Below are 12,240 nucleotides of genomic sequence, written 5' to 3' on the forward strand. Positions count from 1 at the left end.
AATCTGGAGCGGGAAACGAGACTCGAACTCGCGACCTCAACCTTGGCAAGGTTGCGCTCTACCAACTGAGCTATTCCCGCTTGGGAGGCGAAATTCTACCTGTTCTGGAAATGGCGTCAAGCGCTTTTTCCGGGACCTCACGAAGTCACTGAAATGCTGATTCCACGCATGGCGTGGATCTACCAAGGAGATGAGCATCAACACCGAAATCCCTGACATCTGGGTCTTCCACGGCGCAGGCGCGCGCTTCGCCGGAGGTGTCTTCGTCAGCCGGGAGTCGGGACTGACATGGGCGGCCAAGCACTCCCTGACAGGCGTACTGACCCGCTATCCATTGAATGAAGGCGCGTACGACCAAGCGCTGCGTTTGGGCACCTTCAAGCCCAAACGCCCCGAGCAATGCGAAACCCTCTTCATCGGAGGGTTCACATGTGCATCAATGGAGCATGTACATGTCGAAGACGGCATACCCCAGTAGATCCACGCCATGCATGGATAGCGTCGTCCCTGGTGTCAGAGCCCTTCCCTGCGGAAAGGGATCCGACCCCGGGGCTCAGTTGCCCAGCTTCTTCTGCCGCGAACGCTCGCGCGCAGCGCGCTCGTCGTCACGCAGGCTGGGCCAGGCGGCGTGCAGGTACTGCAGGCCCGACCACAGGGTCAGCACCGCGGCAATGGCCAGGGTCCAGTCACCGATATGGAATACCGGCGGGCCCATCCAGATGTCGTTGATCGGCACGTTGGGCGCCACCGAGTACAGCAGGCACAACAGCGCGACCATCTGCGCGGTGGTCTTGACCTTGCCGATCATGGCCACGCGCACTTTGGCGCGCTGGCCGAGTTCGGCCATCCACTCGCGCAGCGCCGACACCGCGATCTCGCGGCCGACGATCACCGCCGCCCAGAACGCCATCCACGGGGTCGGATGACCCTGCACGATCAGGAACAGCGCCACTGCCACCATCAGCTTGTCCGCGACGGGGTCGAGGAAGGCGCCGAACGCCGACTCCAGGCCGTAGCGACGCGCGATCCAGCCATCGAGCCAGTCGGTGATCGCGGCCAGGCCGAAGATCGCCGCCGATGCGAAGTTGGTCCAGGTGTAGGGCAGGTAGAACACCAGCACCAGCACCGGGATCATCACGATCCGCAACAGGGTCAGCCAGGTGGGCAGGGTCAACTTCATGCTGCTCTATTCTCTCTCTACTCGGCCGGATCCGGCGCGGCCAACCCGTGCAGGTTAGCGTAGATGCGCGCTGCGAGGGCGTCATTGATGCCTTCCACCTTGGCGATTTCCGCTTCTCCGGCCGCTTTCAGGCCGACCAGGCCACCGAAATGCTTCAGCAGGCTGGCGCGCCGGCGCGGCCCGATGCCGGGAATGTCTTCCAGTTTGCTGGTCATCCGTGCCTTCTGCCGGCGCCCGCGATGGCCGGTGATGGCGAAGCGGTGTGCTTCATCGCGGACCTGCTGGATGAACTGCAGGGCCGGATCGGCTGCACCCGGGCGCAGTTCACGGCCATCGGGCATCACCAGGGCTTCGTGGCCGGCACGGCGTTCCACGCCTTTGGCCACACCCACCAGCAGCACGCCTTCCACGCCCAGATCGGCCAGCGCTGCCTGCGCCTGTGCCAGCTGGCCGGCGCCACCGTCGATCAGCAGCACGTCCGGCAGCACGCCCTGCTCTTCCACCGCGCGGCGGAAGCGGCGGTCGATGGCCTGGCGCATCGCGGCGTAATCATCGCCCGGCTCGATGCCACTGATGTTGAAACGGCGGTACTGCGCACGCACCGGGCCGGCGGCATCGAACACCACACAGGAGGCCACGGTGGCTTCGCCCATGGTGTGGCTGATGTCGAAGCACTCCACCCGCTTCACCGGTTCGGCCAGACCCAGCATCACCCGCAGTGCTTCGCTGCGCGCGTGCTGCGCGCTGCGGCTGTTGATCTCGGTCGCCAGGGTCAACTGCGCGTTGCGGCTGGCCAGTTCCAGGTAGCCGGCGCGCTCGCCACGGACGTTCCATTTCAACTGCACCTTGCGCTCGGCCGAGGCCGACAGTGCAGAACCAATCAAGTCGGCATCGGGAATTTCGCGGTCGAGCAGGATCTCGCGCGGCGGCTCGAATTCGATGTAGTACTGCGAAACAAAGGCCGCCAGTACTTCATCCGGACTTTCCTCACCGTTGGTGCGGGGAAAGAACGGACGGGTGCCCAGGTTGCGGCCGTCGCGGAAGGCCAGCAGCATCACGCAGGCCTGCGAACCCTGCATGGCCACCGCCAGCACATCCAGGTCCGCCGCACGGCCGTCCACGTACTGGCGGGTCTGCATGCTGCGCAATGACGTGATCAGATCGCGCAGGCGCGCGGCCTGCTCGAATTCAAGTGCCTCGCTGGCGGCCTGCATCTGCTCGCCCAGTTCCCGGGTCAGCTCATCGCTCTTGCCCTCCAGGAACATCGCCGCGCGGCGCACCGACTCGGCGTAGTCCGCTGCTGGCACCAGTTCCACGCACGGCGCGCTGCAACGCCCGATCTGATACTGCAGGCAGGGCCGCGAGCGGTTGCGGAACACGCTGTCTTCGCAGCTGCGCAGCTTGAACAGCTTGTGCATCAGGTTCAGCGTCTCGCGCACCGCGGTGACGCCCGGATACGGCCCGAAATAGCGTCCGGGAATGGCGCGCGGGCCACGATGCAGGGCGATGCGCGGCCAGTCCTCGCGGGTCAGCAGCACATGCGGATAGGTCTTGTCGTCGCGCAGGGACACGTTGTAGCGCGGCGACAGTGATTTGATCAGCTGGTTTTCCAGCAGCAGCGCTTCGGCTTCCGAGCGCGTCACGGTCACGTCCATGCGCACGATCTGCGAGAGCATCGACATGATGCGCGCGTTCTTCGGACTGCCGTTGAAGTAACTGCCCACGCGGTTGCGCAACGCGCGGGCCTTGCCGACGTACAGCAGCGTGTCGTCGGCGGCATACATGCGGTACACGCCCGGGGCGGTACTCAGCTGGGCCGCGAATGCCTTGCCATCGAAGGGCGGGACGGGAACAACGGTCATTCGCTGATCGGCACTTCGCTGAGCACGCCGCTGTCAGGGTCCAGACGCAGTACGGTGTGGGAATCCGTCTCGGCGATCCATACGGCACCGGCACCAATGGCCAGACCGGCCGGGCCGTGCAGACGCCGCGGCAAGGGCTGGGTGGTCAGTTCGCCGCCGCCCAGACGCAACGTGCGCAAGCGGCCATTGCCGGTATCGGCGATCCACAACAACGGTGCATCCGGGCTCAATGCGATCGCCTGCGGGAACTGCAGGCTGGCCTGCGCGCGCGGGCCATCGTCTTCACCGAAGCGCCAGGTGCCCTGCCCGACCAGGGTCTGCACCAGATCGCCGCGCAACTGCAGCGAACGGACCGAAGAGCCCAGCGCATCGGCCACGTACAGCACCTGCTGGATCACGGCCACGGCGGTGGGCTGGGCGAACGCGGCGAGGTGGCCACTGCCGTCGCGCTCATCGATGGCGCCGCTGCCAGCGCGCCATTGCAGGCTGCGCTGGCCGAGGTGATAGCTCCAGATGCGGTTGTCGCCAGCCATGGCGATGTGCAGCTGGTTTTCGGCGATGGCCAGGCCAACCGGGTGATCCAGCGACACCTGCCGCGGCTGCGCCACCGGCCCTTCTTCGGGTGCGCCCGGACGGCCGTTGCCGCACAGGGTATCGACCAGGCCGGTCAGCAGGTTGATGCGACGCACGGCGTGGTTGCCGGTGTCGGCCACGTACAGCGACTCACGCTCCAGCGCCAGCGCCAGCGGCCGATGGAAGGCGGCTTCGGCGAGATTGCCGTCCATGAAGTCGGCGGTGCCCAGGCCGAACTGACGCAGCACGCGGCCGCCATGACTGCATTCCAGAATGCGGTGGTGGCCGCTGTCGGCGATGTACAGCCGTTCCTGGTTGACGGCGAGACCCACGGGGAATCGCAGCGCCTGGCGCGGCTCGGGGTGCAGTTCGCTGCCGCCACGCGAAGGGGCCGACGGCGCGCCCTCGCAGAGGGCATTCAAGGCCCGCTCCAACTCGCCGGGCACGCCCTGGCCGATCAGCCGCTGCTGTTCGCGGCCCTGCGCGTCCAGCAGCACCATGGTCGGCCAGGCGGTGACGCCGAAGCGGCGCCAGCCATCCCAATCGGCATCGAGCAGCACCGGCATGGTCAGGCCCTGCCGGCGCAACAGTTTCAACACAGCAGTGGCATCACGCTCGAAATCGAAGCGCGGTACCTGCAGCACCAGAGGTTGCAGCTTGCCGGGGTGGCGTGACAGCCACTGGCTGAATTCGGCCAGCCGTTGCGCGCTCCACGCGGAAGCCGCGTTGACGAACAACAGCGCGACCGGCCGGCCACGCAGTTCCGTCAGGGTGCAGGGCGCGGCATTGAGCCAGGCGGCGAACTCGGGCAGGTCCGGGACGGGCTGGATGTTCATGGCCCGATTATGCCGGAGTCGGCGTGATGCAACAGGCGTGCCACGGTCCGCTCGGCAGCAGCGTCGACCAGCGACCAGACCTGTTCGAAATGATCACTGCCACCGGTATAGGGATCGGGAATCGCGCGCTCGCCCTGCCCGCCTGACCACGGCAGGTACAGCGCCAGGCGCTCGCGCTGGGTGGCGGTAGCAAGGCGCGCGGCATCACGCAGATTGGCCTCATCGGCGCACAGGATCCAGTCGAAGGCATCGAAGTCCTGCGACTGCAGCTTCCGCGCGCGCAAGCTTCCAAGGTCCACGCCATGGCCGGCCGCGCACGCAATCGCACGTCGGTCGGGGGGCTGGCCCACATGCCAGTCGCCGGTACCGGCCGAATCGACCTGCACCCGCCCGGCCAGCGCCGAGGCATCCAGGCGGGCGCGCAGCGCACCTTCGGCCATCGGCGAGCGGCAGATGTTGCCGAGGCAGACGACCAGCAGCTTCATCGCGCCGCCATCGCCTGCAGCAGCGTTTCGGCGCGCTGCAGGTCTTCAGGGGTGTCGATGCCTGGCGGGAAGGGTTCGGGCGAGATCGCCACGGCGATCGGGTAGCCCGCTTCCAGCACACGCAACTGCTCCAGCGATTCCACCTGTTCCAACGTGCCCGCGGGCATCGAGGCGAACTGCTGCAGGAAGCCGGCACGGTAGCCATAGATGCCGATGTGGCGCAGCCACTGGTGGCCCTCGGGCAGGATCTCGCGGCTGCGGGCGAAGCCATCGCGGTGCCAGGCGATGGGCGCACGGCTGAAGTACATGGCCTCGTTGCGTACGTTGCGCACCAGCTTGACCACGTTCGGGTCGAACAACGTGTGTGCATCCTCGACCGGCGTGGCCAGGGTCGACATCGGCGCGCGCCCCTCCTCCAGTGCCGCGGCCACGGCGCGGATGCCGGCGGCCGGTGCGAACGGTTCATCACCCTGCAGGTTGACCACCACGGTGTCATCAGCCCAGCCAGCAATGCGCGAGCATTCGGCCAGGCGATCGGTACCGGAGGCATGCGAAGCAGCGGTCATCGCCACCTTCACTTCCCCCAGACCGGACAATGCGTCGGCGATGCGCTGGTCGTCGGTCGCGACCCATACCTCGCTCGCGCCGGCCTGCAGCGCGCGGCGGGCCACGTGCAGCACCATGGGTTCTCCGCCCAGCAGGCGCAGCGGCTTGCCCGGCAGCCGCGAAGCGGCATAGCGGGCCGGGATGGCAACAACGAAGTCGGTCATGCGGGGGTACTCGGCAGGCGCAATAGATCAGGAATGCGGCCGGCGGCATGCGTTTGCAAGCGCCGCACGGCCCCTCAGTTCGGTCGCAGCTTGTCCAGGCGATCGGTCAACGCGATCCAGAAAGCAGCAGGCATCTCAGCACGCAGCGGCACGGCGTACTGCCAGTCGTTGGCGAACGCGCGGCACTTCACGGCATCCTTTTCGGTCATCAGCACCGGCAACTGGCTGCCAAAGGACAGATCCTGCGGCTGGTAGGCATGATGGTCGGGAAAGGCGTGCGGCACCACGCCGATCGCACGCGCGCGCAGCATGTCGAAGAAGCGTTGCGGATGGGCGATGCCGGCCACGGCATGCACGCGCTGGCCCGCGAAGTACGCAAGGGGGCGCGCCCGTCCGCCAGCCAGCGGTTGTGCACTGTCGATGTGCAGGGCCATCGGCCATTGGCCGAAGCCGCAGGCCTGGGCAGCCGTCGCTTCATCCGCCTGGCCCAGGTTGACAACCCGGAAATCGCATTCGGCGGCGCGGCTGACCGGCTCGCGCAGCGGGCCGGCCGGAATCATCCGCCCATTGCCATAGCGACGCTGGGCATCGACCACCTCGATCTCGATGTCGCGCGCCAGCCGGTAGTGCTGCAGGCCGTCATCGCAGACGATCACGTCGCAGCCGGCGGCGATCAGCGCCTTGCCCGCCGCCACGCGATCGCTGTCCACACGTACCGGCACGCCGGTTTTCCAGGCGATCAGCACCGGTTCGTCGCCACCAAGGGCGGTCGGTGTATCGGCTTCCACCCAACGTGCCTTGTCCGCTTCTTCGCGGCCATAGCCGCGACTGGCCACGCCGGGCTTCCAGCCGGCTGCGCGCAGGCGCTCGACCAGGGCGATGGTCAGCGGCGTCTTGCCGGTGCCGCCGGCGGTGATGTTGCCGACCACGATGACCGGCACCGCCAGCGCATGGCGCTTGCGCCAGCCACGCCGGTACAGGCGCCGGCGCAGCGCGGTGACCCCCGCGTACAGCGGTGCCAGCAATCGCATCGGCCACGGAACCGGGCTGCCGTCATACCAGTACGGCGGGGTCTGTGTACCTTTGTCCGCCATCAGTCCTGCCTATCGCGGAACTGCATGTTGTGCAGGTGCTGGTACAGGCCACCCATCGACAGCAGTTCCTGGTGGGTGCCGCGTTCAACGATGCGGCCATGGTCCATCACCAGCACCTGGTCGGCATGCTCGATGGTCGACAGGCGGTGCGCGATCACCAGCGTGGTGCGCTCGGGCATCAAGCGCTGCAGCGCATCCTGCACCAGGCGCTCGGATTCGTTGTCCAGCGCCGCAGTGGCCTCGTCCAGGATCAGGATCGGCGCATCGCGCAGGATCGCGCGGGCGATCGCCAGGCGCTGGCGCTGGCCGCCGGACAGCAGCGCACCATTCTCACCTACCGCTGTCTGCAGCTGCTGCGGCATGCGTGCGATGAACTCCCAGGCATTAGCCGCTTCAGCCGCCGCCCGGATCTGTTCGTCGGTTGCATCCATGCCGTAGGCGATGTTGGCCGCGATGGTGTCATCAAACAGCATCACCTTCTGGCCGACGATGGCCACCTGCCTGCGCAGATCGGCCAACGGGTAGTCATCCAGAGCGACGCCGTCGAGCAGGATGCGGCCACCGTTGGGTTCGTAGAAACGTGGCACCAGCCGGATCAGGCTGGTCTTGCCGCTGCCGGAACGACCGACGATGGCGGTGACCGTACCCGGCCTGGCAACGAAACTGATGTCGTCCAGGGCGATGCCGCTGTCTTCGCGGTAACGCAGCATGACGTGCTCGAAGGCCAGTTCGCCGCGTACGCGCTGCACCGTGTGCTTGCCTTCGTCGCGCTCGACCGGCATGTCGATGATGCTGAACAGACGCTCGGCAGCGGCCACGCCGCGCGAGATCGAGGTCTGCACGCTGGTCAGCCGGCGCAGCGACGGAATGATGGCCATCATCGAGGTCATCAGACCCATGAACTGGCCCGCATTGAGCTTGCCGGCCAGCGCTTCGCGGGTGGACACCCATACGATCACCGCCAGCGCCAGCGCCGCCAGGAACTGGACGACGCTGGAGGCGGCCGCGCGGGTCACTTCCACCTTCATGTTCAGCGCCAGCATGCGGTTGGCCAGGCGCGAGTATCGCGAGATCTCGTGCTGCTGGGTGCCGTGCACCTTCACTTCCTGCTGCGCGGCCAGCGACTGCTCGGCGGTCTGCGCCATGGTGCCCATGCCGTCCTGGATGCCGCGGCTGATACGCCGGTAGCGCTTGCCCACGTAGGAAACGATCACGCCGATCAGCGGCACCACCACCAGCATCGCCAGGGTCACCTTGACGCTCATCTGCAGCATCACCGCCAGCATGGCGATGATGGTCAGGGTATCGGCGACCACGGTCTTGAGCGCGTCGGCGCTGGCCTGGGTGACCTGTTCGGTATCGAAGTTCAGGCGGCTGACCATTACCGGCGTCGCCTCGGCATCGAAGTGCGAGGACGGCAGGTGCAGGTACTTCTGCAGCACCTGTTCGCGCAGGTCGCGGACCACGCTGCGGCCGGTCTTGGCCAGCGTGTAGTCGCTGACCCAGGTCGCCACGCTGCGCATCAGGAACAGGCCGAGGATGGTCAGCGGCAGGATCACCGCCATGCGCGGCTCAGGGTTGACGAAGCCACGGTTGACCAGCGGCTCCATCAGCTTGGTGAAGTGATAGCCGGCCAGGGCTTCGACCACCATCGCGATGACCGCGCCGATCATGAACACCCAGTAGGTGCGGGTATAGCCCAGCAGACGTTTGTAGATCGGCCACACTGGCGCGTGATGGGAACTCATGGACGCACCTCTGGCGCTGTTGCAATGGCGATACGACGGAAGCCGAGCTGGCCCAGCGCATCCTGCGCGGTGACCACGGCCTGGTAGGGAGTACGGGCGTCGGCACGCAGCAGCACGGTCTGCTCGCGGTCGCTGCCGGCGACGGCCGCGATCGTCTGCTTGACCGATTCGACGTCGCTGCGAAGCACTTCCTGATCGTTGACGAAGTAGCGGCCGTCCGCGTTGATCAGCACGCTCAGCGAGCGCGGCGGTTCGTTGGTCTGCTGCTGGCTGGCGGTCGGCAGCTGCACCTGCAGGGTCGAACGCGCATCGAAGGTGGTGGTGACCACGAAGAAGATGATCAGCACCAGGATGACGTCGATCAGCGGGACAAGATCGATATGCGGTTCATCCTGGGACCGGTCGTTGCCGATACGCATCGATCAGGCCTTTGCCGTGGCGGCAGAGGACGCACGCGTGGCGGGCGCAGGGGTCATCACCCCGGGGCGACCATCCAGCGTATCCAGCAATGCGCTGGCTTCCTGCTCCATCTCCACCACGTAGCCGTGGATGCGGCCCTTGAAGAAGCGGTGGAACATCAGCGCCGGGATCGCCACGATCATGCCGGTGGCGGTGCACACCAGCGCCTTGCCGATACCGCCGGCAAGCTGGTTCACATCCCCCACGCCGTGGTCGAGGATGCCCAGGAACATCTGGATCATGCCGACCACGGTGCCGAGCAGGCCCAGCAACGGGCCGGCCGAGGCGATGGTGCCCAGCGCGTTGAGGAAGCGCTCCATGCGGTGCACCAGGTGGCGACCGGTGTCTTCGATGCGCTCGCGGATCTGGTCGCGCGGCCGGTTGCGCGCTTCCAGTGCGGCGGCCAGCAGGGCGCCCAACGGCGAATTGGCCCGCAGGGTCTGCAGGTGCGCCGGGTCGAGCTTGCCGCGCGCAGCCCAGTTGCGCACTTCCTGGCCCAGGCCAGGCGGCAGCACCTCGTTACGCCGCAGGGACCAGAAACGCTCCAGGACGATCGCCAAAGCCAGTACGCCCAACAGCAGCAGCGGCACCATCGGCCAGCCACCGGCCTTGACCAGTTCCCACACGTTTCAACCCTCCGGCCCAACGGCCGCTTGTTCGATCGGCGATAGGATAGCAGCCGACCGTGCTCGCCCAGCGGCATCCCACCACCGGGCTGCGTGGATACGCTGTTCACGCAGCTGCAGGCCTTGTGCGCCAAGCCATATGCGGATCGCGCCGGACTCGGCGGTGGACAGCACCTCGGCGCCGGCCGCCTGCCAGCGCTGCACCACGTCGCGCTTCGGGTGGCCAAAGCGGTTCTGGTGCCCGGCCGAGACCACCGCCAGCTGCGGCGCCACCGCCTTCACCCAGCCCGGAGTGGAGCTGCCTCCGCTGCCGTGATGAGGCACCAGCACCACGTCCGCACGCAGGGCATCGGCAGCGCCCTGCAGCAGCGCCTGCTCGCCCTGCCGGCCAATGTCGCCGGGCAACAGCACCACACCGTGTGCGCCGGCAACCCGCAGCACGCAACTGGCTTCGTTGTCGGCGCCCTTGCCGGCGGCCGGGAAGGCGGCAGGCGGGTGCAGCACCTGGAAATCGACCCCGTCCCATTGCCAGCGCAGCCCAGCTTGGCAGGTGCCGGCACTGGCAATCGCACTGCCCCGTGGCGCCAGCACGTCCAGACCCGGCAGTTGCCGGCGCAACGCGGCGAGGTTGCCGCTGTGGTCCAGATGATCGTGACTGATCATCACCCGCGCCGGCGGCACCTGCCCCAACGCCCGCACCGTCGGCAGCAGCATCCGCTCCTCGCCCTCGCTGCCTGCCGGAGGGCCGACGTCGTACCAGAGTGCGTGGTGGGCAGTCCGCAGCAGCACCGCAGTGCCCTGGCCGACATCGTGCACCACCAGCTCCAGCTCGCCCTGCTGCGGCGCCGAGCGTGCCGGCCACAGCAACGGCAGGCACAACAATGAGCCGGCGAGCACCGCGCCAGCACCGCGTGGCAACAGCCACCAGAACACCCCCAGCAACGCCGCCGGCAGCGCCCAGGCGGGCCCCTGCGCCAGCCACCACATCGCCTGCGGGTGCTCGGCCAACGGCTGCATCAGCTGCCAACTGGCATCGAACACCCAGGCTGCCGCGCGCCAGGGCCACTGCCCTGCCCCGCTGCGCAGGGCCTCCAGAGCGGTTCCCAGCAGAGCCAGAGGCACCACCAGCAGGCTCCACAGCGGAATGACCGGCAGATTCACCAGCGGCCCCAGCCGCGCGGTGCCGCCAAACAGCGCCACTGCCAGCGGCAACAGTGCGACGCTGGCGACCCCCTGTCCTGCCAAGGCGCCGCGCAGCATTGCGACGAACCCCTTCGGCCGCGCCTGCGGCAGGCACCACAACAACCACAGGACGCCGCCGAAGCTGAGCCAGAAGCCCGCAGACAGCACCGACAGCGGGGCCGGCAGCAGCATCGCCAGCGCGGCCACCGCCAGGCCCTGTGCCACCGTCACCGGGCGGCGGACGACACGCGCCAGAGCGACCGCCGCGATCATCAACGCGGTACGCACGGTCGGCAGCTCGCTGCCTGCAACAACGGCATAGCCGGCCGCTGCCACCGCCGCCGCGCAGGCCGCCGCCTGCGGTCGTGGCCAGAACCCGGCAAGCCCAGACCAGGATCGCCAGAGCGCGGAACACAGCAACGCGGCGAAGCCCGCCAGCAGACCGACATGGAAGCCGGAGATGGCGATCAGGTGGGTGAGGCCCAGCGCGCGCAGCTGCGCCCAGTCGACATCGGACAGACCCCGCGTATCACCCAGTGCCAGGGCCTGGATGAACCGCGCCGACCGGTGTGCGATCTGCCTGGCGATGGCCGCACTGGTGCGCTCGCGCCAGGCGGGCAGGCCATGCGCGGGGCGCAGCTGCCGGGTGGCGCTCGCATCACGCACGCTGCCGTTCCCAGCCAGCCCGTTCAGCAGCGCATGCCGCTCGCCATCGAAGCCCCCCGGGTTGATGCGCGAGCGTGGCGGCCGCACGCGCAGCGACAACTGCCAGTCCGCCCCAGCGTGCAGGCGATGTCTCTGATCAGTCCCGGCGTCGACCGGCCCGCGGCGGGGTGCGTGCCAGAGCACCTGCAGCCGCTTGCCACGCAGCGTCGGCATCGCATCGGACGCATCGACACGGAACTCGAACCGGGTGTATCCAGGCGCTTGCTTCGGCAGGTCGACAACCTGCCCCCGGACGAGCACATCCCGCGCAGCAGCACCGGCCGGAAGCTGCGCCTGCAGCGCCCAATACCCATGGCAGCACGTCCAGGCCAGGCCGAACAGCAGCGCGGCCGCGGCACGTCCGCGCCAGCGCAGCACCCAGCCCAACGCCGCCACGGCGGCCACCGGAACAGAAGCCCATAGCGGTGGCAACACAGGCAACAGCACGCAGGCCAACGCGCCGGTGACCAGAGCGGCTGCGCACGCGGGGCCCAGCAACGGTGACAAGGTCCGATCGGCAGCCATCGACACAGCGTGCCGAGGCATAGCCTCACGCAACCATCAGGCAACGCCGTGTGGTGCTGTCAGCGCCCCACTAACGACGCACGCTGCCGCGGTGGAAGTTGACCCGGAAACTGGCGCCGCCCCCAACGGCCTCGCCCACGCTCACCGTGCCGCCGTGGTGCTGCACGATTTCCTTGACCAGATGCAGGCCCAGGC

12 protein-coding genes and 1 tRNA gene are annotated in these 12,240 nt (G+C 67.9%); 1 reads left to right on the forward strand and 12 read right to left on the reverse strand.

The annotated features are described in order from the left end of the window. Positions 1-4: 4 nt before the first annotated feature. Positions 5-80, reverse strand: a tRNA-Gly gene (locus tag DBR20_RS04710). A 110-nt stretch (positions 81-190) separates the two neighbouring features. Here DBR20_RS04710 and DBR20_RS04715 point away from each other — a divergent pair. Continuing rightward, positions 191-478 (forward strand): hypothetical protein, encoded by a 288-nt coding sequence (locus tag DBR20_RS04715; RefSeq protein WP_108265372.1) that lies wholly within the window; start codon positions 191-193, stop codon positions 476-478. A gap of 75 nt (positions 479-553) precedes the next feature. Here DBR20_RS04715 and pgsA read toward each other — a convergent pair whose 3' ends face one another. From pgsA to DBR20_RS23785, 11 genes are all read right to left on the reverse strand, one after another. After that, positions 554-1,180 carry a CDP-diacylglycerol--glycerol-3-phosphate 3-phosphatidyltransferase gene (gene pgsA / locus DBR20_RS04720; protein WP_108265373.1) on the reverse strand — a complete coding sequence of 209 codons (627 nt, stop codon included), beginning with the start codon at positions 1,178-1,180 and terminating at the stop codon, positions 554-556. A 17-nt stretch (positions 1,181-1,197) separates the two neighbouring features. Next, positions 1,198-3,042 carry an excinuclease ABC subunit UvrC gene (gene uvrC, locus DBR20_RS04725; protein WP_108265374.1) on the reverse strand — a complete coding sequence of 615 codons (1,845 nt, stop codon included), beginning with the start codon at positions 3,040-3,042 and terminating at the stop codon, positions 1,198-1,200. Beyond that, positions 3,039-4,451, reverse strand: a complete 1,413-nt coding sequence (locus tag DBR20_RS04730; protein WP_108265375.1) for a hypothetical protein — start codon at positions 4,449-4,451, stop codon at positions 3,039-3,041. The genes uvrC and DBR20_RS04730 overlap by 4 nt, the downstream gene beginning before the upstream one ends. After that, the gene (locus DBR20_RS04735; RefSeq protein WP_108265376.1) at positions 4,448-4,936 is read right to left on the reverse strand and encodes a low molecular weight protein-tyrosine-phosphatase; all 489 of its coding nucleotides are present in this window, start codon (positions 4,934-4,936) and stop codon (positions 4,448-4,450) included. Before DBR20_RS04735 ends, DBR20_RS04730 begins: the two co-directional genes overlap by 4 nt. After that, on the reverse strand, positions 4,933-5,706 hold the full coding sequence (kdsB, locus tag DBR20_RS04740) for a 3-deoxy-manno-octulosonate cytidylyltransferase (protein WP_108265377.1): 774 nt from the start codon (positions 5,704-5,706) through the stop codon (positions 4,933-4,935). Before kdsB ends, DBR20_RS04735 begins: the two co-directional genes overlap by 4 nt. A gap of 74 nt (positions 5,707-5,780) precedes the next feature. Then, on the reverse strand, positions 5,781-6,800 hold the full coding sequence (gene lpxK, locus DBR20_RS04745; protein ID WP_108265378.1) for a tetraacyldisaccharide 4'-kinase: 1,020 nt from the start codon (positions 6,798-6,800) through the stop codon (positions 5,781-5,783). After that, positions 6,800-8,548, reverse strand: coding sequence for a lipid A export permease/ATP-binding protein MsbA (msbA, locus tag DBR20_RS04750; protein ID WP_108265379.1), 1,749 nt, complete (start codon positions 8,546-8,548; stop codon positions 6,800-6,802). Before msbA ends, lpxK begins: the two co-directional genes overlap by 1 nt. Beyond that, complete coding sequence (locus DBR20_RS04755; RefSeq protein ID WP_025875217.1) at positions 8,545-8,967, reverse strand: biopolymer transporter ExbD; 423 nt, start codon at positions 8,965-8,967, stop codon at positions 8,545-8,547. Before DBR20_RS04755 ends, msbA begins: the two co-directional genes overlap by 4 nt. Before the next feature lie 3 nt (positions 8,968-8,970). Further along, complete coding sequence (locus DBR20_RS04760) at positions 8,971-9,633, reverse strand: MotA/TolQ/ExbB proton channel family protein (RefSeq protein WP_108265380.1); 663 nt, start codon at positions 9,631-9,633, stop codon at positions 8,971-8,973. A 3-nt stretch (positions 9,634-9,636) separates the two neighbouring features. After that, positions 9,637-12,045 (reverse strand): DNA internalization-related competence protein ComEC/Rec2, encoded by a 2,409-nt coding sequence (locus DBR20_RS04765; protein ID WP_108265381.1) that lies wholly within the window; start codon positions 12,043-12,045, stop codon positions 9,637-9,639. A gap of 70 nt (positions 12,046-12,115) precedes the next feature. After that, positions 12,116-12,240 (reverse strand): ATP-binding protein (locus tag DBR20_RS23785; RefSeq protein WP_343125680.1); only part of this gene is annotated, 125 nt, incomplete at its 5' end.

The organism is Stenotrophomonas sp. HMWF023 (assembly GCF_003060985.1).
Taxonomy (GTDB): Bacteria; Pseudomonadota; Gammaproteobacteria; order Xanthomonadales; family Xanthomonadaceae; genus Stenotrophomonas; species Stenotrophomonas lactitubi.

Coding starts and splice junctions, on each gene's coding strand:
- DBR20_RS04715 (WP_108265372.1), top strand. CDS start 191: ATGAGCATCAACACCGAAATCCCTGACATCTGGGTCTTCCACGGCGCA.
- pgsA (WP_108265373.1), bottom strand. CDS start 1,180: ATGAAGTTGACCCTGCCCACCTGGCTGACCCTGTTGCGGATCGTGATG.
- uvrC (WP_108265374.1), bottom strand. CDS start 3,042: ATGACCGTTGTTCCCGTCCCGCCCTTCGATGGCAAGGCATTCGCGGCC.
- DBR20_RS04730 (WP_108265375.1), bottom strand. CDS start 4,451: ATGAACATCCAGCCCGTCCCGGACCTGCCCGAGTTCGCCGCCTGGCTC.
- DBR20_RS04735 (WP_108265376.1), bottom strand. CDS start 4,936: ATGAAGCTGCTGGTCGTCTGCCTCGGCAACATCTGCCGCTCGCCGATG.
- kdsB (WP_108265377.1), bottom strand. CDS start 5,706: ATGACCGACTTCGTTGTTGCCATCCCGGCCCGCTATGCCGCTTCGCGG.
- lpxK (WP_108265378.1), bottom strand. CDS start 6,800: ATGGCGGACAAAGGTACACAGACCCCGCCGTACTGGTATGACGGCAGC.
- msbA (WP_108265379.1), bottom strand. CDS start 8,548: ATGAGTTCCCATCACGCGCCAGTGTGGCCGATCTACAAACGTCTGCTG.
- DBR20_RS04755 (WP_025875217.1), bottom strand. CDS start 8,967: ATGCGTATCGGCAACGACCGGTCCCAGGATGAACCGCATATCGATCTT.
- DBR20_RS04765 (WP_108265381.1), bottom strand. CDS start 12,045: ATGGCTGCCGATCGGACCTTGTCACCGTTGCTGGGCCCCGCGTGCGCA.